21 protein-coding genes are annotated in these 19459 nt (G+C 49.5%); 11 read left to right on the top strand and 10 right to left on the bottom strand.

Annotated elements, in window-relative coordinates; all coding sequences use genetic code 11:
• Positions 1–383: 383 nt before the first annotated feature.
• On the top strand, positions 384–1040 hold the full coding sequence (pphA, locus tag WC5_RS06550) for a protein-serine/threonine phosphatase (RefSeq protein ID WP_000806432.1): 657 nt from the start codon (positions 384–386) through the stop codon (positions 1038–1040).
• Here pphA and WC5_RS06545 read toward each other — a convergent pair whose 3' ends face one another.
• The 5 genes from WC5_RS06545 to yebS all read right to left on the bottom strand — a co-directional run bounded on the left by WC5_RS06545 (position 1041) and on the right by yebS (position 7102).
• Positions 1041–1232, bottom strand: a complete 192-nt coding sequence (locus WC5_RS06545) for a YdfD/YebW family protein (protein ID WP_000457830.1) — start codon at positions 1230–1232, stop codon at positions 1041–1043.
• Positions 1233–1337: 105 nt separating this feature from the next.
• On the bottom strand, positions 1338–1574 hold the full coding sequence (locus tag WC5_RS06540) for a DUF1480 family protein (protein WP_010345804.1): 237 nt from the start codon (positions 1572–1574) through the stop codon (positions 1338–1340).
• Positions 1575–1691: 117 nt separating this feature from the next.
• Positions 1692–3131: a 16S rRNA (cytosine(1407)-C(5))-methyltransferase RsmF gene (gene rsmF / locus WC5_RS06535; RefSeq protein WP_024192228.1), complete on the bottom strand. Its 1440-nt coding sequence runs from the start codon at positions 3129–3131 to the stop codon at positions 1692–1694.
• Positions 3132–3210: 79 nt separating this feature from the next.
• Positions 3211–5850 (bottom strand): lipid-binding membrane homeostasis protein YebT, encoded by a 2640-nt coding sequence (yebT, locus tag WC5_RS06530; protein WP_016231671.1) that lies wholly within the window; start codon positions 5848–5850, stop codon positions 3211–3213.
• Positions 5819–7102 carry a membrane integrity lipid transport subunit YebS gene (yebS, locus tag WC5_RS06525; protein WP_001207286.1) on the bottom strand — a complete coding sequence of 428 codons (1284 nt, stop codon included), beginning with the start codon at positions 7100–7102 and terminating at the stop codon, positions 5819–5821. The genes yebT and yebS overlap by 32 nt, the downstream gene beginning before the upstream one ends.
• Before the next feature lie 129 nt (positions 7103–7231).
• Between yebS and msrC the strand changes: the two genes are divergently transcribed.
• The 4 genes from msrC to htpX all read left to right on the top strand — a co-directional run bounded on the left by msrC (position 7232) and on the right by htpX (position 11665).
• Positions 7232–7729 (top strand): free L-methionine (R)-S-oxide reductase MsrC, encoded by a 498-nt coding sequence (msrC, locus tag WC5_RS06520; RefSeq protein ID WP_001043878.1) that lies wholly within the window; start codon positions 7232–7234, stop codon positions 7727–7729.
• A 96-nt stretch (positions 7730–7825) separates the two neighbouring features.
• On the top strand, positions 7826–8524 hold the full coding sequence (gene proQ / locus WC5_RS06515) for an RNA chaperone ProQ (protein WP_000431380.1): 699 nt from the start codon (positions 7826–7828) through the stop codon (positions 8522–8524).
• A 19-nt stretch (positions 8525–8543) separates the two neighbouring features.
• Complete coding sequence (prc, locus tag WC5_RS06510) at positions 8544–10592, top strand: carboxy terminal-processing peptidase (RefSeq protein WP_001055792.1); 2049 nt, start codon at positions 8544–8546, stop codon at positions 10590–10592.
• 191 nt (positions 10593–10783) lie between these two features.
• Positions 10784–11665 carry a protease HtpX gene (gene htpX / locus WC5_RS06505; protein WP_000984500.1) on the top strand — a complete coding sequence of 294 codons (882 nt, stop codon included), beginning with the start codon at positions 10784–10786 and terminating at the stop codon, positions 11663–11665.
• 45 nt (positions 11666–11710) lie between these two features.
• On the opposite strand, the gene WC5_RS06500 is transcribed toward htpX, so the two are convergent.
• Complete coding sequence (locus WC5_RS06500) at positions 11711–13084, bottom strand: MFS transporter (RefSeq protein WP_001127209.1); 1374 nt, start codon at positions 13082–13084, stop codon at positions 11711–11713.
• Between the two features lie 176 nt (positions 13085–13260).
• On the opposite strand from WC5_RS06500, the gene kdgR reads away from it, so the two are divergent.
• Positions 13261–14052: a DNA-binding transcriptional regulator KdgR gene (kdgR, locus tag WC5_RS06495; protein WP_001262206.1), complete on the top strand. Its 792-nt coding sequence runs from the start codon at positions 13261–13263 to the stop codon at positions 14050–14052.
• Positions 14053–14193: 141 nt separating this feature from the next.
• Here the strand turns inward: kdgR and WC5_RS06490 are convergent, their stop codons facing one another.
• Positions 14194–14433, bottom strand: a complete 240-nt coding sequence (locus WC5_RS06490; protein ID WP_001211004.1) for a YobH family protein — start codon at positions 14431–14433, stop codon at positions 14194–14196.
• 157 nt (positions 14434–14590) lie between these two features.
• On the opposite strand from WC5_RS06490, the gene mgrB reads away from it, so the two are divergent.
• The 5 genes from mgrB to rlmA all read left to right on the top strand — a co-directional run bounded on the left by mgrB (position 14591) and on the right by rlmA (position 17103).
• Positions 14591–14734: a PhoP/PhoQ regulatory lipoprotein MgrB gene (gene mgrB, locus WC5_RS0122490; protein WP_000714530.1), complete on the top strand. Its 144-nt coding sequence runs from the start codon at positions 14591–14593 to the stop codon at positions 14732–14734.
• A gap of 74 nt (positions 14735–14808) precedes the next feature.
• Entirely contained in the window at positions 14809–15096 is a 288-nt protein-coding gene (locus tag WC5_RS06485) for a YebO family protein (RefSeq protein ID WP_001006854.1), read from the top strand.
• A 666-nt stretch (positions 15097–15762) separates the two neighbouring features.
• On the top strand, positions 15763–15879 hold the full coding sequence (locus WC5_RS0122500) for a DUF2627 domain-containing protein (protein WP_032141266.1): 117 nt from the start codon (positions 15763–15765) through the stop codon (positions 15877–15879).
• 39 nt (positions 15880–15918) lie between these two features.
• A complete protein-coding gene (gene cspE, locus WC5_RS06480) occupies positions 15919–16128 on the top strand; it encodes a transcription antiterminator/RNA stability regulator CspE (protein WP_001062678.1) in 210 nt (69 codons plus the stop codon).
• Between the two features lie 165 nt (positions 16129–16293).
• Positions 16294–17103, top strand: coding sequence for a 23S rRNA (guanine(745)-N(1))-methyltransferase (rlmA, locus tag WC5_RS06475; protein WP_000010101.1), 810 nt, complete (start codon positions 16294–16296; stop codon positions 17101–17103).
• On the opposite strand, the gene mntP is transcribed toward rlmA, so the two are convergent.
• From mntP to manZ, 3 genes are all read right to left on the bottom strand, one after another.
• Positions 17100–17666, bottom strand: coding sequence for a manganese efflux pump MntP (gene mntP / locus WC5_RS06470; RefSeq protein WP_001353153.1), 567 nt, complete (start codon positions 17664–17666; stop codon positions 17100–17102). The genes rlmA and mntP overlap by 4 nt on opposite strands.
• Positions 17667–18082: 416 nt before the next feature.
• Complete coding sequence (locus WC5_RS06465; RefSeq protein ID WP_000156264.1) at positions 18083–18541, bottom strand: DUF986 family protein; 459 nt, start codon at positions 18539–18541, stop codon at positions 18083–18085.
• 54 nt (positions 18542–18595) lie between these two features.
• Positions 18596–19447, bottom strand: a complete 852-nt coding sequence (manZ, locus tag WC5_RS06460) for a PTS mannose transporter subunit IID (RefSeq protein ID WP_001516270.1) — start codon at positions 19445–19447, stop codon at positions 18596–18598.
• Between the last annotated feature and the right edge of the window lie 12 nt (positions 19448–19459).

Here is a 19459-nt window from a genome sequence, read left to right on the forward strand (position 1 = left end):
AATAAAAAACCGCCCGTATGCTTTCACCAGAACGGGCGGTTTTTAACATTTAAGAGGATGATAAACGCGCTTTTTTTCTGACCACTTTACGCGCGGACTGGAAAACCTGGCGTCGTCATCTATTCTTAAAGGGCAAGGCAACTAAGCCTGCATTAATGCCAACTTTTAGCGCACGGCTCTCTCCCAAGAGCCATTTCCCTGGACCGAATACAGGAATCGTGTTCGGTCTCTTTTTATCTATAAAGCCAGTTTGATGATTACATCACAGCTTTTACTGCACTGACTTCACCATCAACCATAACACACACTCTACTGCTTCAGTCCAGGCTTTTTTAACATTCTTGTTAAGATAATGTGATCTTCTGCGCGGGAGTAAGGAATTGATGAAACAGGCGAGACACATCTATCAGAAGATTGATGGCAGTCAGTGGCGACATATCTGGCTGGTGGGGGATATTCATGGCTGCCTGGCGCAACTGCGTAAGAAATTGTGGTACTGCCGGTTTGACCCGTGGCAAGACTTGTTGATCACGGTTGGGGACGTTATCGATCGTGGCCCGGAGAGTTTGCGTTGCCTGCAATTACTGGATCAACGCTGGGTCAGAGCGGTAAGGGGCAATCATGAGCAGATGGCGATAGATGCGCTGGATTCACAGCAGATGTCTTTGTGGTTTATGAATGGCGGTGACTGGTTTGCCACACTGACCGGGCGCCAATGCGAGCAGGCGAGAATGGCGCTGGAAAAGTGCTGGTCTTTGCCGTGGATAATTGAATTAAGCTGTAGTAGCGGATTGCATGTCATCGCCCATGCGGATTACCCCAACGATATTTATGAGTGGCATAAGGAAGTCGATCTGCATCAGGTGTTGTGGAGTCGATCGCGATTGCGTGGGAGTCAAAAAGCGCAGGGAATTACAGGTGCCGATCATTTCTGGTTTGGGCATACGCCATTACGGCATCGCGTGGATATCGGTAACTTGCATTATATTGATACCGGCGCCGTCTTCGGAGGTGAGTTGACTCTTGTGCAACTGCAATAATTAAAAGTCACTGTGCTCGTGTGCAGGTCGCCAGAAACCATCAATAAAATCCTCAATCGGAAAACAGCCGCCGTGACGGATCCGTTGATCGTCCATTGAATAGAGGCACTGCTGTTCCGTATTGTAGACATCAACCACAATATCGTCACAACCAGCGTCCAGATAACAAACAAAAAGTACCAGCGCGAACATTTCATCCTCGAAGTGCGGTGCCGTACCGTTAAGTTTAGGGGAGATTTTACAACGGGGGAAATAACCAGGATAAATAACCCGTCATGCCGACGGGTTCTTTTTGGATCAGGCAAGACGCATAATCCAGGCATCAGACTTTTGATCGTAGCGGGTACGGTAAAGGACAGAGTGTTCGCCGTTTAGCAGGGCTGGAATGCTGGTTTCGGCGTCCCAGGCATCAAGTTGCATACATAAATCCGGGTCAGATTTACAGGGGATGGTTAACGTTCGGTCACCAGGCGATTCGCCGGTTAACTCGCCGTCGTCGATTTCAAAAGCGCCTATGCGTACACTGGTTTTCATCTTCGTGCTCTCCATTTAAGTGCCGGTTGTGGTACGACCAGTCCGATCGCACCATTTTTCAGCGTAGTTGAGGCAGCCGAATGCGCCAGTCAAAACGTGCGCTTTTTTTGTGCGTTGTCAGGCGTTACCGGTAAACAGTTTTCCGTCACGTACCAGCTCCCGTGGGTAACTGTTTTTCAGCCGTGAGCCAATACGTTTGGCTAAACCGATTGGCTGATGCTGGAAGGTGACCAGCACATCATCCGTAACTGGCGCGGTTTGCGGGTAGACGTCGCGCCCGCGATACCACTCTTCCGCTTCCTGTGGTGTCAGTTCAAACGCGTTAGTGTGGTCGGGGGAGGCAAGGGCAATGACGGCTTCATGCTGCCAGCGATAACCTTTGTTATGCGTTTCAGCAAGTTTAATCCCCAGACGGGAAAACCGGACCTTACCGATCAACGCTTCAATGCCCACCGGGAATAACCAGATTTCTTTATCGCGCTGCCAGAGGCGCAGGTTTTCATCCCAGTTTAAGCCGACACTTGCAGCTGCCTGCCGAATTTGTGCGGTTTCGCGATCTTTCACCGGGGTAAACGGAAAATTGCCCACTTTATATTTCGGCGCAGGCAACGCGGGAATCGCCTGAGTTTTACGCAGACGAGCAACGAAAAAGCCTTCGCAATCATAAATTTGTGGGAAGACGTGCAAAAAGCCTTCCTCGGTCAGCGCCTTGTCCGCGCCAGAGAAGAGATCGCCCAGCGGTAAAAACTCTACAGCATCAGGGTAAGTCTCTTTCAGCCACAGGCAAACGGCTTCGTTCTCTTCCCGGTTTAAAGTACAGGTCGAGTAAACCAGCGTGCCGCCAGGACGTAACGCATGAAAGGCACTGTCGATCAGTTCCCGCTGGGTGGCTGCGATCTCCTGATTGCTTTCTGGTGACCAGTTTTTCAGCGCATCGGGATCTTTACGCACCACACCTTCGCCGGAGCAGGGAGCATCCAGCAAAATAGCATCGAACATTTCTGGCAACGCTGCACCAAACACGCGGCCATCAAAATGCGTGAGCGCAACATTACTGATGCCACAGCGGCTGATATTGGCATGTAACACTTTAACCCGGCTGGCGGAAAACTCGTTGGCAAGGAGCGCCCCTTCGTTATTCATCCGTGCGGCAATCTGCGTCGTTTTTGAGCCTGGTGCAGCAGCGACATCCATCACCCGTTTTGGGGCGTTACCATCGGCAAACAATGCAGCAACCGGTAACATTGAACTGGCTTCCTGAATATAAAACAGGCCACTCAAATGTTCAGCGGTACTACCCAGCGGCAATGCATCTTCATCGTCGCGTTCGATCCAGAAACCCTCTTCACACCACGGGATCGGCGTTAGCGTCCAGCCATAAGGAGCGGTTAATTGCAGGAAATCAGCAACGGAGATTTTCAGCGTATTAACGCGAATGCTGCGGCGCAACGGGCGCTGACAGGCGGCGAGAAAATCATCAAATGAGAGCGTCGAAGGCATTGCTTCACGCATTTGCGTCAGAAAGGCGTCCGGGAAATAAACGGTGTGTTGGGCCACGAGCATGTACCACTGGCAAAAAAACAGGCGCGCAGTTTAGCATAAACGCTCCGGCGCAGGTACGCCGGAGCAGTGTGCATTATTTGGGTAGCGCGGTTCCCCACTCACGCCACTCTTTCGGTTCGCTTTCCAGCAACAAGAAGTGTTTGCCTTCCTGGGCTTTCGGTGCCAGCGGAGTACCAGGCGGAGTGGCAAAAGCGATCCCGCCACGGATAAACTGGTTAAATGTACCGGTTTTCACTACGCCGCCCGTAAGACCAAAGTCCAGACTGTAGCCCGATGCCAACCAGAAGACGGAATTGTTACGCACCAGGTGCTGGTAGCGTTTACTGATGCGCATCGCAATCATCACCCGATCCGATAGTGTACCCAGCGTCATTCCAGTGACCGTACCCACTTCCAGACCACGGAACAGTACCGGTGTACCGATGCCTAACGATCCGGCCTCTGGCGCTTCAACAATAATGCTTAAGCCATCCAGGTAACGAGAATCGGTAATGGTAGCCTCCTGTAATTCAAAGTCGCGGCGAGGATTACCACGTCCGGGTTCGACGTTAATATACGGCTGGAGGATGGTATCAAGGTGCTCAACGCCGGCTGCCGAAATCTGCGGTGTGACCACCGAGAAGCGTGTACCACCGCGAGCGAAGGTCTGGACATATTCTGGATAGAGCACCGCTTTTGCCTGTACTTCATTACGTGCGGTTATCAGATCCAGCGTCTGAATTTGCCCGATATCAATACCGAGGTAGCGAATTGGCATACCGACTGCCAGTTTTCCGGCATCAAAAGCGTGGAGCGTAATCTGCCCGCCGACGGCACGAGCCGCCGTTTCTGACGCATACAGAATACGCTTATCGCCTTTACGCTGGCTGGCGCTGGCGCCGCTGAGGTTATCGAAGCTGATAGCCCCCTTTAACGCCCGTGAAAGTGGCGAAGCCTGTACGGTCAGGCCGCTACCATTAAGCTGAACTTTCGCCCCGCCTTCTGCCCAGAACACGCTGTTGCTGGTCAGAAGGTTGCGATATTCCGGCTTAATATGCAGGTCGATATCAAAGGCGTTAGCCCGTGGGCGCACGGTGATGACTTCGCCAACCTCAAACTTACGGTACAGCACTACCGATCCCGCCTGCACGTCTGGTAATGTTTCTGCACTCAAACTCACGGTCGTGGTGGGCAAATCGCTAAGGCTGTTTTCCAGGGCTTTTTCCAGATTGGCATAAAGCGGATAGCTGGCTTTCATTTCGCCTGTATCGCCCGGCAGAATACGTATTCCTCCGTTGATCCATTCAGAGGCGCTGGCACCGAGAAACTCAACGCCGTCCAGTCCCACTTTCACATCGACACGGCTGTTGACGACAAATTTGCTGTCGCCTTTTACCAGCTCGCGATGCTGTGGTTCAATGGCGACGGTAAAGGTGACGCCTTTGCTGGTGAGTTTACGTTCAATTACCTGACCGACCTGCACGCCATGCAGAATGAGCGGCTGGCCTGCATCAATACCGTAACTTTCTGGCGCGGTCAGGGTCAGCGTCAGAACATCAGGTTCATGCAGCAGGGCTTTCTCCCCAGGCACAACGACAAACTCCTTGCGCGGCTCACCATCGCCTGGCACCAGCTCGAAGGTTTTGCCCGTGAGCAGGGCGCTGAGGTTGGCATCGCTGAGGGATAATTTCGGGTTGCGTAATTCGATGCGGGTATTTTCCCGTAACAGCGTTACGACGCTGGGATCAACGGTCATTTCTCCGGTGACTTTGCCGCCTGGGTTTAAATCCAGTTTCGTCAGTTGTCCGACTTCCAGCCCCTGATACATTAACGGCGTTGAGTCGGCGGTTAATCCGGCACCGCTCGGCAGTTCCAGTTTTATGATTACCCCACGCTGGCTGTGGGCGAGATCTTCATACAAACCAAAGGTATCTTCCGCTTCAGCAGGTTTCGACTCTTCCGGCGAATCGAAGGCAATCGCACCGTTAACCAGCGCAGCCAGACTTTCCAGTTTCACTTTCGCACCACTGATACTGACATTGGCATCAACGCCAGAAACGTTCCAGAAGCGACTCCCTTTTTTCACCAGATCGGTAAAACGCCGCTCAATCAGGACATCAATCACCACGCCCTGGTTATTGGGGTTGATCGCATAGTCGTAGACACGTCCCACCGGGATCTTGCGAAAATAGACCAGCGAACCACTATTCAGCGAACCAAGATCGGGAGCCTGTAGGTGGATCATCAGATCACCATTATCCAGTCGATATTTCGGTTGGGTATCGAGGGCGACAAAGTGATCCTGCTCTTTGCCTTTGCCTTTGCCTGGCATCATGCCGATATAGTTACCCCCAACCAGCGCATCCAGCCCGGAGACACCTGCCAGAGAGGCTTTTGGTGTCACCAGCCAGAACTGCGTCTCTTCGCGCAGCGCATCTTTCATATCGGACTTGATGCTGACCCTGACTTCAATCTTACGAAGATCATCGCTGAGGCTGACATCCTGAACTGTTCCGACTTCAACACCCTGATAACGAACAGGTGTGCGGCCAGGGACAATGCCGTCCGCCGACATAAAGTCGATGGTGACGGTGTTCCCCCGATCCTGATAACTGTCCCAAATCAGCCAGCCGGCAATCATTAGCGCAATGAACGGCAGTAGCCAGAAAGGTGAGATACGGCGTTTAGTTTTAATCTGCGCTTCAGTCGTCGAAGCGGGCGTTTCCTGACTCATGTGCATCCCAAAGTAAGCGGCTGTCCAGCCATTCCACTGCAAGAATAGTTAAAATAACCGCTGCGCCGAAATAAAACGCAGCCGGTCCCATAGTAAAAGCGAGGATCTGATCGCGATTGATCAGCGACATAGTTAAAGAAATGACAAACAGATCGAGCATCGACCAGCGACCAATCCAGGTCACCATTCGCAGTAACAGTATTCGCGTGCGTAGCCCTTGCTGGCATTTAAAATGAATGCTCAATAATAAAGTGAACATAACAATCACTTTGGTAAACGGCACCAGAATACTGGCGATAAACACAATTCCGGCGACCGCAATATTGCTATTTGCCAGCGACATAATGCCGGAAAGAATCGTATCTTCTTGTCGTCCACCGTTCAGATAAATGATCGAGATAGGCAACAGGTTGGCTGGTAACAACAAGACGACTGAAGCCAACAGCGCCGCCCAACATTTTTGAAGACTATGATGACGACGCAGGCGAAGCGGGATATGGCAGCGGGGGCAGCGACCGCGCGGATCAGGGTAGCCGGTAAAGTGACACCCCAGGCAAACGCGTAGTTTCGCGTCCCTGCGCGTGGCAGGGCGTTCAGGATAAAATCGCTCCCACAGCTGTTCAACATTAAGATGTGACAACGTCACCGTCGTTAAAATCACCAACGCCACAAATGAGAACAAGCCGACACCAGCCTGGATATGGGCATAATCCTGTACCTTTATAGAAGCAACACCAATGCCGACCAGGTAGATATCCAGCATCACCCACTCTTTCAGTCGCTCAAGCATCAGCAGTACCGGGCGTAAGTTCATCCCCAGTCGGTTGCCAAACCACAAATAAGCAATAGATGTGACGAGGATAAGTGGGGCGCCGATAACGCAGAAAAACACCATCGCGCCCGTTACAGGATCACCTTGTTTAGTCATTTGCCAGATGCCTTGCATGACATTGGCGTCAATACGAATACCTAACAGCCAGATATGCAACAGTGGTTCGCCCCAGGCAAACGGCATCAGCAACAGCATGGTGAACGCCATTGCCGCCAGGCGCGTTAGCGACCAGTCACGCCCGTCACGAATTTTGGCCTGACAGCGCGGACAATAGGCACTTTGATGCGAATTTATCTCGGGCAGGCTAAACAGCATGTCACATTGCGGGCAACGTTGGTAATCACCACGCGGCAGTTCCTCGCCGATTGAGCTCACTGTTATCTTTTTTGTTGGCGTAATTTGCGGGGTGTTAAGTGCCATGACGAGCCAAATATAGTAAGAATTAGCATTAATCTTAACCCATGATGGGAATGATCTTGAGCATTAACGCATTTAATGCTTATTTTAATAGGCTGGCAGTTTCAGGTAAGACAACCAAGTGATTATATAATGAACAAAACAGAATTTTACGCGGACTTAAACCGCGACTTTAATGCGCTGATGGCGGGAGAAACCAGTTTTCTGGCAACGCTGGCAAACACCAGCGCGTTGTTATACGAACGTCTGACTGACGTAAACTGGGCCGGTTTTTATTTACTTGAGGACGATACGCTGGTGCTCGGACCATTTCAGGGCAAAATTGCCTGTGTACGGATCCCCGTCGGGCACGGCGTGTGTGGCACTGCGGTTGCCCGCAATCAAGTACAACGAATCGAGGATGTTCACGCTTTTGACGGGCATATTGCTTGTGATGCGGCGAGTAATTCTGAAATTGTCCTGCCGCTGGTGGTGAAAAATCAGATTATTGGTGTTCTCGACATCGACAGTACCGTCTTCGGTCGCTTTACAGACGAGGACGAGCAAGGCTTACGTCAGCTTGTGGCACAGCTTGAAATGGTGCTTGCAACGACGGATTACAAAAAATTCTTTGCGAGCGTCGCAGGATAATCAACGGATAACGTAGCATTTACTGATGGCGTCATTATAATGACGCCTGTTCATGCCTGCGCTTGTTGGCTACGTCCGTTGTAATCAGGAAATTTCATGGAAAATCAACCTAAGTTGAATAGCAGTAAAGAAGTAATCGCGTTTCTGGCCGAACGTTTTCCCCACTGTTTCAGTGCGGAAGGTGAAGCGCGTCCGCTGAAAATCGGTATTTTTCAGGATTTGGTCGATCGTGTTGCCGGGGAAATGAACCTGAGCAAAACGCAACTGCGATCTGCTTTACGTCTCTACACTTCGAGCTGGCGTTACCTTTACGGTGTTAAACCCGGCGCAACGCGTGTCGATCTTGACGGCAACCCATGCGGTGAGCTGGACGAGCAGCATGTAGAACATGCTCGCAAACAGCTTGAAGAAGCGAAAGCACGCGTTCAGGCTCAGCGTGCTGAACAGCAAGCGAAAAAACGCGAAGCTGCCGCAGCTTCTGGTGAGAAAGAAGATGCACCGCGCCGCGAACGTAAACCTCGTCCTGCCGCGCAACGCCGTAAAGAAGGCGCCGAGCGCAAACCTCGCGCGCAAAAACCGGCTGAGAAAGCGCCAAAAACAGTAAAAGCACCTCGCGAAGAACAGCATACCCCGGTTTCTGACATTTCAGCTCTGACTGTCGGACAAGCCCTGAAGGTGAAAGCTGGTCAAAACGCGATGGATGCCACCGTATTAGAAATCACCAAAGACGGCGTCCGCGTCCAACTGAATTCGGGTATGTCTTTGATTGTGCGCGCAGAACACCTGGTGTTCTGAAACGGAGGCCGGGCCAGGCATGAACATGTTTTTTAGGCTTACCGCGTTAGCTGGCCTGCTTGCAATAGCAGGCCAGACCTTCGCTGTAGAAGATATTACGCGTGCTGATCAAATTCCGGTATTAAAGGAAGAGACGCAGCATGCGACTGTGAGTGAGCGCGTAACGTCGCGCTTCACCCGTTCCCATTATCGTCAGTTCGATCTCGATCAGGCGTTCTCGGCCAAAATCTTTGACCGCTACCTGAATTTGCTTGATTACAGCCACAATGTGCTGTTGGCAAGCGATGTTGAACAGTTCGCGAAAAAGAAAACCGAGTTGGGCGATGAACTGCGTTCAGGCAAACTCGACGTTTTCTACGATCTCTACAATCTGGCGCAAAAACGCCGTTTTGAACGTTACCAGTATGCGTTGTCTGTACTGGAAAAGCCGATGGATTTCACCGGCAACGACACTTATAACCTTGACCGCAGCAAAGCGCCCTGGCCGAAAAACGAGGCCGAGTTGAACGCGCTGTGGGACAGCAAAGTCAAATTCGACGAGTTAAGTCTGAAGCTAACGGGAAAGACGGATAAAGAAATTCGTGAAACCCTGACTCGCCGCTACAAATTTGCTATTCGTCGTCTGGCGCAAACCAACAGCGAAGATGTTTTCTCGCTGGCAATGACGGCATTTGCACGTGAAATCGACCCGCATACCAACTACCTTTCTCCGCGCAATACCGAACAGTTCAATACTGAAATGAGTTTGTCGCTGGAAGGTATTGGCGCAGTGCTGCAAATGGATGATGACTACACCGTTATCAATTCAATGGTGGCGGGTGGGCCGGCAGCGAAGAGTAAAGCTATCAGCGTTGGTGACAAAATTGTCGGTGTCGGACAAACCGGTAAACCGATGGTTGATGTGATTGGCTGGCGTCTTGATGATGTCGTTGCCTTAATCAAAGGGCCGAAAGGCAGTAAGGTTCGTCTGGAAATTCTGCCTGCGGGTAAAGGGACCAAGACCCGGACAGTAACGCTGACGCGTGAGCGCATTCGTCTGGAAGACCGTGCAGTTAAAATGTCTGTGAAGACTGTCGGCAAAGAAAAAGTCGGTGTGCTGGATATTCCGGGCTTCTATGTTGGCTTGACGGACGATGTCAAAGTTCAACTGCAGAAACTGGAAAAACAAAATGTCAGCAGTGTCATTATCGACCTGCGTAGTAACGGTGGTGGGGCGCTGACTGAAGCTGTATCGCTCTCAGGGCTGTTTATTCCTTCCGGTCCGATTGTGCAGGTTCGTGATAACAACGGCAAGGTTCGCGAAGATAGCGATAACGACGGTCAGGTTTTCTATAAAGGCCCGTTGGTGGTGCTGGTTGACCGTTTCAGTGCTTCGGCTTCGGAAATCTTTGCTGCTGCCATGCAGGATTACGGTCGCGCGCTGGTTGTAGGTGAGCCGACATTCGGTAAAGGCACAGTCCAGCAGTATCGTTCTCTGAACCGCATCTACGATCAGATGTTACGTCCTGAATGGCCGGCGCTGGGTTCAGTACAGTACACAATCCAGAAATTCTATCGCGTTAACGGCGGCAGTACGCAACGTAAAGGCGTAACGCCAGATATCATCATGCCTACGGGCAATGAAGAGACGGAAACCGGTGAGAAATTCGAAGATAACGCGCTGCCGTGGGATAGCATTGACGCTGCAACCTATGTGAAATCAGGAGACTTAACGGCATTTGAACCGGAGTTGCTGAAGGAACATAATGCGCGTATTGCGAAGGATCCTGAGTTCCAGAACATCATGAAGGATATCGCTCGCTTCAACGCCATGAAGGACAAACGCAACATCGTTTCTCTGAATTACGCTGTGCGTGAAAAAGAGAATAACGAAGACGATGCGACGCGTCTGGCGCGGTTGAACGATCGCTTTAAACGCGAAGGAAAACCGGAGTTGAAGAAACTGGACGATCTGCCAAAAGATTACAAGGAGCCAGATCCGTATCTGGATGAAACAGTAAACATCGCGCTTGATTTAGCGCGTCTGGAAAAAGCCAGACCTGCGGAACAGCCCGCTCCCGTCAAGTAACATCAATCAGGCACAAGAAATTGTGCCTGATTTTTTAACAGTGGCAAGATGCCGTAAATCAGATGCTACAAAATGTAAAGTTGTGTCTTTCTGGTGACTTACGCGCTATCCGGACTTGAAAATAGTCACGTAGCCCATACGATGTGGGTATCGCATATTGCGTTTTGTTAAACTGAGGTAAAAAGAAAATTATGATGCGAATCGCGCTCTTCCTGCTAACGAACCTGGCCGTGATGGTCGTTTTCGGGCTGGTACTGAGCCTGACAGGGATACAGTCGAGCAGCGTTCAGGGGCTGATGATTATGGCCTTGCTGTTCGGTTTTGGTGGTTCCTTCGTTTCGCTTCTGATGTCCAAATGGATGGCATTACGATCTGTTGGCGGGGAAGTGATCGAGCAACCGCGTAACGAAAGGGAACGTTGGCTGATCAATACTGTTGCAACCCAGGCGCGTCAGGCTGGGATTGCTATGCCGCAAGTGGCTATCTACCATGCGCCGGATATCAACGCCTTTGCAACCGGTGCGCGCCGTGATGCCTCTCTGGTTGCTGTCAGCACCGGTTTGTTGCAAAACATGAGCCCGGATGAAGCCGAGGCAGTAATCGCTCACGAAATCAGCCACATTGCCAATGGTGATATGGTCACGATGACGCTGATTCAGGGCGTGGTGAACACCTTCGTTATCTTTATTTCTCGTATTCTCGCGCAACTGGCTGCTGGCTTTATGGGCGGTAACCGTGACGAAGGTGAAGAGAGCAACGGCAACCCTCTGATCTATTTTGCTGTCGCGACGGTGCTGGAGCTGGTATTTGGTATTCTGGCGAGCATTATTACCATGTGGTTCTCGCGTCATCGTGAATTCCACGCCGATGCGGGGTCTGCCAAACTGGTTGGGCGTGAAAAAATGATTGCCGCGCTGCAGCGCCTGAAAACCAGCTATGAGCCGCAAGAAGCAACCAGCATGATGGCTTTCTGCATTAATGGTAAATCGAAATCGCTGAGTGAGCTGTTCATGACTCACCCGCCGCTGGATAAACGTATTGAAGCTCTGCGCACGGGTGAATATCTGAAGTAATATGAAGTAAATGCTAAAAAGCGCGTCCTGGTCGACGCGCTTTTTTTATGGCTGAGATCGTGGTTGGGTAATCCGTAACCCACTGACGCAAGCAGCAATCACGGCCAGAATAGCCGCAGTCATCAGCGAGACGTGCGTACCATTATCGCCAAACTGATTTAACATCAGAGCCACCAGAGCCGCGCCGCTACTCTGACCAAGCAGACGAGCTGTGCCTAACATGCCGCTGGCACCACCGCTACGTTCGCGAGGGGCGGAGGTGATGATGGTGTGGTTATTGGGTGACTGGAATAAGCCAAATCCGGCACCGCATAAGACCATTGGCCAGATAATGTTGATATCCGCAGGAGAAGCGGGCAGCAGAACCAGTGAAAACAGACCCGCTGCCATAATGAACAATCCCAAAGCACCAAGTAACCCGGCATGTACGCGTTCTATCAGATAGCCTGCCAGCGGTGCCATCACCATGGTAGCTAAGGGCCACGGCGTCAGGAGTAAACCCGTTTCTACTTCACTGCGCCCAAGCACGGTTTGCAGGTAAAAGGGCAGGGAAACCATTGCCAACATCTGTGCGCAGAAAGAGCAAATAGATGTGCAAATAGAAAGTGAAAACAGCGGAATGCGCAGTAAATCCACCGGTAGCAGCGGTACGGGAAGAGCAAGCTGGCGGCGAATAAAGAAAATACCCACGACAACCATTACCGCCAGTTCCGCAGCAATCAACGTCAGCGATTGCCCCTGAGCGAAACCACTCAACGCAGTAATAAGCAGGCCGAAGGTTAACGCGTTCATCACGGCGCTGGGCAGGTCAAAACGCGGCTTACTGGAGCGAGAACCATTAGGTGGCAGAAAACGCATCGCCAGAAGCAGAGCGATAATACCCAACGGCACGTTGATTAAAAATAACCATTTCCAGGAAGCAAAGGAAAGAATTGCCGCTGCAATTGTCGGACCGGCAGCCGAGGAGACGGCGACAATAAACGAGTTAATTCCCATCCCCCTACCCAGAAAACGCTGCGGGTAGATCAGGCGGATAAGTGCAGTATTGACGCTCATCAGTGCTGCGCCGCCGAAACCTTGTATTACGCGCGCCAGGGTGAGCATTTGCAGCGAATCAGAAAGGGCGCAGAACAGCGAAGACAACAGAAAAACCACCAGACCGCATTTATAAATGCGTCGGTAGCCAAACATATCTCCCAGAAACGAGAATGAGAGCAAAGAGACGACAATGGCGATTTGATAGGCGTTCACTACCCAGATGGAGCTGGCTGGCGTGGCATGAAGGTCTGTGGCGATTGTTGGTAAGGCGACGTTGGCGATAGCGCCGTCGAGGACCGCCATCGAAATACCAATAATAATGGTCAAAATCGCGCCGTATCGCTGAGGCAACGGCAGACCATCGGCCTGAACTTTTGGCATAGGAATTTTATATCTTTTGGTAATAATCAACAGGGTTATGATTCTAGCACTGATATTCACTGCGGATGTCGCAGAATTGTAACTAACCGGCAAAAGATGGATTGCGACCACCCAGGCACGAAATTATAATAAAAAACAGTTCTGATTTTTATAAAACACTCGCAATGAGGTGATAAATGGCTAACGCAGATCTGGATAAACAGCCTGATTCTGTATCTTCTGTACTGAAAGTTTTTGGCATTCTGCAGGCGCTGGGCGAAGAGCGCGAAATAGGGATAACCGAGCTGTCACAGCGCGTCATGATGTCAAAAAGCACCGTTTATCGCTTTTTACAGACCATGAAAACCTTGGGCTATGTGGCGCAGGAAGGGGAGTCGGAGAAATATTCGCTGACGCTAAAATTGTTTGAACTGGGCGCCCGGGCGTTACAAAATGTTGATCTTATTCGTAGCGCAGATATCCAGATGCGTGAGCTTTCCCGCCTGACCAAAGAGACCATCCACCTTGGTGCGCTGGATGAAGACAGCATTGTTTACATCCACAAAATTGACTCTATGTACAATTTGCGCATGTATTCACGGGTTGGTCGTCGTAATCCGCTTTACAGTACTGCGATTGGTAAAGTCTTGCTGGCTTGGCGCGATCGTGATGAAGTAAAGCAAATCCTTGAGGGTGTTGAGTATAAACGCAGTACCGATCGTACCATTACCAGCACGGAAGCGTTATTACCGGTGTTGGATCAGGTGCGCGAGCAAGGTTATGGCGAAGATAACGAAGAGCAGGAAGAGGGGCTGCGCTGTATCGCAGTTCCGGTATTTGACCGCTTTGGCGTGGTTATTGCTGGTTTGAGTATTTCCTTCCCGACCCTGCGTTTTTCTGAGGAGCGTTTGCAGGAGTACGTGACTATGCTGCATACGGCGGCGCGTAAAATTTCCTCGCAAATGGGGTATCACGACTATCCGTTCTGATTCGAGGAAGAACCTGTCTGTATAATATTCAGACAGGTTCTGTATTTCGCGTGGGTTAAATAAAGTTACAAATGGCGTAACATAGTACGCTATGGCGATGAATGTGCTTTTTATCTTCGGTTTAAGTAGCTATTTATGCCTTTAACCATTATCCACAACGTTATTGCTTTTACGTAACAGCGGGCAATCTGTTATTCCGAAAAGCCCACTTTTAGTGTGCAGATATTGTACCGTGCTGGTGCCTCTGGCGGTCAGATAGGAACATTGCAAACCTAACCCAGCGGCATTTTCCTTGCTTCCAATCAGAACGCCATATCCGCTTAGTAATAATCCTGTCCATACCAGTGCTATCAACATAATTGTGCGAATAATGAATCGCATTATGACCTCTTCTCTTTTTTGTTCGCCTAATCGTAGCGGTAATATGGGCTGAAGCAAGCGTATAGTTCCGAAAAAGCACGAATATCGACATGGTTAGGCGCTGTTTAACTAACGCATGATAGTTTAATGACATAAGGTAGTTTAAACGGAGACTGGAGTGAAAAAGTTTCGATGGGGCGTTCTGGTTGTCGCTGTGCTGGCTTGCTTGCTGCTATGGGCACAGGTATTCAATATGATGTGCGATCAGGATGTACAATTTTTCAACGGAATTTGTACCATCAATCAATTTATCCCATGGTGATATCATTTTTTCAACAGTAGATTTCCTTCCTGTGTAGCAGTGGTAGAATGGCGCCTCTACTTAGAGGTGGTGAAATGAACGAAGTTGTAAATTCAGGCGTGATGAACATTGCGTCTTTGGTTGTATCGGTGGTTGTTCTCGCTATTGGGCTCATCTTGTGGTTTTTCATCAACCGTGCCAGTTCACGGACTAACGAACAGATTGAACTTCTTGAGGCATTGCTGGATCAGCAAAAACGGCAAAATGCGCTGTTACGTCGTTTGTGCGAAGCAAGCGAACCTGAAAAAACGAATGCCAGTGCTGCTGAGAACCAAAAAGCGGCTGAAGATGACGATATCATCCGTCTGGTAGCTGAACGGTAATTCTTCCTCAAATTTGAGTAACCCAGGTGCAGACGGGTTACTCATCTTATCATTCATATATGCACTATAGTGGTGCAATTGATTCAAATTAATACTCTGGTCTGACTTCAATTATTTATCGTGTTATTTATTTCATAATATCGATATCAGAAAAAGATATTTACCTCACTAAGTCATTGGGATGTTTACATCGGAATAGTGATCAATCACGGTATTGTTTATTAGCGAAACGTTTCTCTTCTCACTTTTTAGTAATTCATCAATTTTTCTTATTTTAAAATAATAATATGCCTTAAGTATAGTTTCTTCATTGTGTTCGTGTTTGTTGTTAACTGACTGTTTTGTGAGGTGAATTTATATAATATTTTATTCGTTATATATCATAAAAAGTGATATCGCTCGCATTGCGTAATAAGTTGTAGTGCTGCTCTGGAAGAACTGAAGTTATTGAACTATGTTAGAAACTGCATCAGGTCAAGTATCTGTTTGTAATGGTATGGTTAAGTGCATCGATATATCGGCACGTATTCCGTTGCATAAATGTGCAAAAAAGTGGAAGGCGTATCGAGATTTGTGCGGCTGATCGAGACATGTTTAAAAATGGCTTGCCATAATTAACGTTGTATGTGATAACAGTTTCGGGTTAAACGAGGTACAGTTCTGTTTATGTGTGGCATTTTCAGTAAAGAAGTCCTGAGTAAACACGTTGTCGTTGAATACCGCTTCTCTGCCGAGCCTTATATTAGTGCCTCATGCAGTAATGTGTCAGTTTTATCTCTGTAATGCCTGCGGGCGAAGAAAACAATCTAAGGAATTTTTCAAATGGCAAAGATTAAAGGTCAGGTTAAGTGGTTCAACGAGTCTAAAGGTTTTGGCTTCATTACTCCGGCTGATGGCAGCAAAGATGTATTCGTACACTTTTCCGCTATTCAGGGTAATGGCTTCAAAACTCTGGCCGAAGGCCAGAACGTTGAGTTCGAAATTCAGGACGGCCAGAAAGGTCCGGCAGCTGTTAACGTAACAGCAATCTGATCGAAACCACTGATCTGAAGTGTAAACGCGCTTCAATCTCGCTATAAAGCCTCGTCCAAATGCGAGGCTTTTTACTTTGTTTTATTCACGCTCTTGCCTGCGGATATTTGCCTGACGCGCAATTCGCGTTACACTTGCGGCCTTTAGTATCCTGCCGGAGTTGTCATGTCGTTTTCCTGTCCACTTTGTCATCAGCCGCTATCGCTTGAAAAAAACAGCTATATCTGTCCCCAACGGCATCAATTCGATATGGCGAAAGAGGGATATGTTAATTTGCTGCCCGTTCAGCATAAACGATCCCGCGATCCGGGCGACAGTGCGGAAATGATGCAAGCGCGGCGCACATTTTTAGATGCCGGCCATTATCAGCCGCTTCGTGATGCGATAGTCGCTCAATTGTGTGTTTGTCTTGATGAGCACGCAACGGCAATACTGGATATTGGCTGTGGGGAAGGGTATTACACTCATGCTTTTGCCGAGGCATTGCCGGGTGTGACTACTTTTGGTCTGGATGTCTCTAAGGTTGCGATTAAAGCTGCGGCGAAACGTTATCAGCAGGTTACCTTTTGTGTCGCTTCCAGCCACCGTCTGCCGTTTTCTGATACCAGTATGGATGCCATTGTCCGTATCTACGCGCCGTGCAAAGCAGAAGAATTAGCGCGCGTGGTCAAACCGGGAGGATGGGTCATTACCGCTACCCCGGGACCACGGCATTTAATGGAGCTGAAGGGGCTGATTTACGACGAAGTACATCTACATGCGCCCCATACGGAACAACTGGAAGGTTTTACATTACAGCAGAGCGATGAATTGTGTTATCCGATGCGCCTGCGTGGAGATGAGGCCATTGCGTTGTTACAGATGACTCCGTTTGCCTGGCGCGCCAAGCCAGAAGTCTGGCAAACGCTGGCGGCAAAAGAAGAATTTGATTGCCAGACGGACTTTAATATTCACGTCTGGCAACGAACAAATTAGCCGTGGTAGTGCGTCCAGAGGATCTGGACGCCAATGCCAATAAGCACCAGCCCGCCAAGAATTTCCGCTTTTTTCCCAATAATTGAACCGATAAAGCGACCCACCATCATACCTAATGTTGACATGATCAAGGTGGCGCAGCCAATCGCCAGAGCAGTAGCAATAATATTAACTTGCAGGAAGGCCAGACCAACACCAACCGCCATGGCATCCAGACTGGTGGCAATTGCGGTAGTTACCAGCAACCAGAAACCGTGTCGACGGCGCGGCTCTTCATCTTCATCATCTGCGCCACGAAAACCCTCAATAATCATTCGCCCGCCGAGGAATATCAGCAGAACAAACGCAATCCAGTGGTTCCATTCAAGGACAAACCTGCTGGCTAACATGCCCATTCCCCAGCCGATCAGCGGCGTCAGGGTTTCGACAGCACCAAAAATAAGGCCGGTTCGCAGGGCTTCAGAAAATTTCGGTTTATGGAGGGTGGCACCTTTACCGATTGATGCAGCAAATGCATCCATCGACATACCAAACGCAAGAAGAACAGTAGCAGTGATATTCATGACAACGTCCTGACCGGGGTATCCATAAAACACATCACCGCCCCCAGCAAACATGCACACATGAACGACAAGAAGCGCCCATGCAGGCATAGCGATTGATGTGCATATGGTCTCGCCTGACTGAAGGTGTTCAGTCCGTACGTGCCACGTTTTGCAACGAGTATGTTGACACGTACATTTCCGGAGTCTGGAAATCGGCTACTCCCCAAATGAGGGCGCAACCTTAACATATTTTGAGAATATAAAACAACTGTTGGAATATATTATTTCATTGCATTATTGATAACGATTTTCATTTAGATTTATATATCAATAAAACGTTAAAATAAATAACAAATAAGGGAATGGATAATATAGCCGAAGCTATGTCTGGTTATTAAAAACACACTAAACATAGCTTCGGCTAAATCTATAACCTATTGAGTAGAAACGAGAAGTTTATAAATCTTTTCCAGATCGTCGATATTTCGAACGCGGATTAACAAACGGCGCTGTTCTAATTGCATAACCAGTACGCCATCTTCCGATAAGTTCATCGCTTTAATTCGGCGATATTCAATCCAGACATTGGCGAAGAAAAAACCTTGCTGTTTAAAAATGATTTTCGGAACCCGGATCCAGAAAATATAAAAGCCCATTAGCGCCAGTGTACTTAATAACCAAGTGGTTATTTGTGCGCCATGGTTGGTCACATTGTTATAGATAAGAATGACAATCAGCCCGACGAAGATAACGCTATCTATGCGACCGCGCCGGAGCAAAGGAATTGCCAGCAGGGTGGGGCCGTTGCGTCGGGGCATGATGAACTGATCGTATATCGCAAAGGCAAGTAGTGCGGCGATGAACAGAATCAGTACCAGATCCGTGATTGTCATTAATCCTCCAGATAAAAAAACGGGGCCAATAGGCCCCGGTAGTGTACAACAGTATTACAGTCCCAGCAGGCCGCAAGCGTAACCAGCGATACCGATGACGAAGAAGCCAACGATGATCCACAGAGGGTTAACTTTTTTGCGCAGCAGCCACATACAGGCGAAGGTCAGCAACAGCGGCACCAGGCCTGGCATTAACTGGTCAAGAATGGTCTGAACAGTGGTAACGTGCTCTTTACCCGTCTGGTCGGTGATGCGAGAGACAACCAGCGGGATGTTGACATGTGTCCACTTGTTAACCAATGCCCCCATGACAAACAGGCCGAGAATAGACGCCCCTTCCGTCAGTTTTTGCAGGAAGCCGCCACCCATATCTTTAACGATATCGATACCTTTGGAGTAACCATACGCTACGCCGTAGTAACGGGTTGCCAGACGTACCAGGTTAAACAGGATAAAGAACAGCAGCGGACCTAACAGGCTGCCGCTCATCGCGATCCCGGCACCCAGCGCCGCGAATACCGGACGTACCGTACCCCAGAATATTGGGTCGCCCACGCCTGCCAGCGGCCCCATCAGACCTACTTTGATACCGTTGATAGCACCGTCGTCGATCTCTGCGCCGTTAGCACGCTGTTCTTCCAGCGCCAGGGTTACGCCGAGGATTGGCGCCGCCACAAACGGTTGGGTGTTAAAGAATTCGAGGTGACGTTTAATCGCCTGTTTACGGGCATCGTTGTTCTCAGGGTAGAGGCGACGAATCGCCGGAACCATAGAGAAGCAGAAACCCAGTGCCTGCATACGTTCGAAGTTCCATGAACCCTGGAAAAGGTTAGAACGCAGGAAGACGCCACGAATATCACTCGGAGTGAGTTTTTTCTCGGTGGTAGTTTTAGTTGTATCAACCATTTCGCTCACCTG

Origin of the sequence: Escherichia sp. KTE114 (genome assembly GCF_000407765.1) — a bacterium.
Lineage (GTDB): Bacteria > Pseudomonadota > Gammaproteobacteria > Enterobacterales > Enterobacteriaceae > Escherichia > Escherichia ruysiae.

Bases quoted from the DNA above. Each gene is read 5' to 3' on its own strand.
- WC5_RS06500 (WP_001127209.1), bottom strand. From the start codon at position 13,084: ATGCCAAAAGTTCAGGCCGATGGTCTGCCGTTGCCTCAGCGATACGGC.
- WC5_RS06490 (WP_001211004.1), bottom strand. From the start codon at position 14,433: ATGCGATTCATTATTCGCACAATTATGTTGATAGCACTGGTATGGACA.
- WC5_RS06545 (WP_000457830.1), bottom strand. From the start codon at position 1,232: ATGTTCGCGCTGGTACTTTTTGTTTGTTATCTGGACGCTGGTTGTGAC.
- WC5_RS06465 (WP_000156264.1), bottom strand. From the start codon at position 18,541: ATGACAATCACGGATCTGGTACTGATTCTGTTCATCGCCGCACTACTT.
- mntP (WP_001353153.1), bottom strand. From the start codon at position 17,666: ATGAATATCACTGCTACTGTTCTTCTTGCGTTTGGTATGTCGATGGAT.
- kdgR (WP_001262206.1), top strand. From the start codon at position 13,261: ATGGCTAACGCAGATCTGGATAAACAGCCTGATTCTGTATCTTCTGTA.
- prc (WP_001055792.1), top strand. From the start codon at position 8,544: ATGAACATGTTTTTTAGGCTTACCGCGTTAGCTGGCCTGCTTGCAATA.
- proQ (WP_000431380.1), top strand. From the start codon at position 7,826: ATGGAAAATCAACCTAAGTTGAATAGCAGTAAAGAAGTAATCGCGTTT.
- WC5_RS0122500 (WP_032141266.1), top strand. From the start codon at position 15,763: ATGTGTGGCATTTTCAGTAAAGAAGTCCTGAGTAAACACGTTGTCGTT.
- yebT (WP_016231671.1), bottom strand. From the start codon at position 5,850: ATGAGTCAGGAAACGCCCGCTTCGACGACTGAAGCGCAGATTAAAACT.
- cspE (WP_001062678.1), top strand. From the start codon at position 15,919: ATGGCAAAGATTAAAGGTCAGGTTAAGTGGTTCAACGAGTCTAAAGGT.
- rlmA (WP_000010101.1), top strand. From the start codon at position 16,294: ATGTCGTTTTCCTGTCCACTTTGTCATCAGCCGCTATCGCTTGAAAAA.
- htpX (WP_000984500.1), top strand. From the start codon at position 10,784: ATGATGCGAATCGCGCTCTTCCTGCTAACGAACCTGGCCGTGATGGTC.
- pphA (WP_000806432.1), top strand. From the start codon at position 384: ATGAAACAGGCGAGACACATCTATCAGAAGATTGATGGCAGTCAGTGG.
- WC5_RS06485 (WP_001006854.1), top strand. From the start codon at position 14,809: ATGAACGAAGTTGTAAATTCAGGCGTGATGAACATTGCGTCTTTGGTT.
- WC5_RS06540 (WP_010345804.1), bottom strand. From the start codon at position 1,574: ATGAAAACCAGTGTACGCATAGGCGCTTTTGAAATCGACGACGGCGAG.
- msrC (WP_001043878.1), top strand. From the start codon at position 7,232: ATGAACAAAACAGAATTTTACGCGGACTTAAACCGCGACTTTAATGCG.
- yebS (WP_001207286.1), bottom strand. From the start codon at position 7,102: ATGGCACTTAACACCCCGCAAATTACGCCAACAAAAAAGATAACAGTG.
- manZ (WP_001516270.1), bottom strand. From the start codon at position 19,447: ATGGTTGATACAACTAAAACTACCACCGAGAAAAAACTCACTCCGAGT.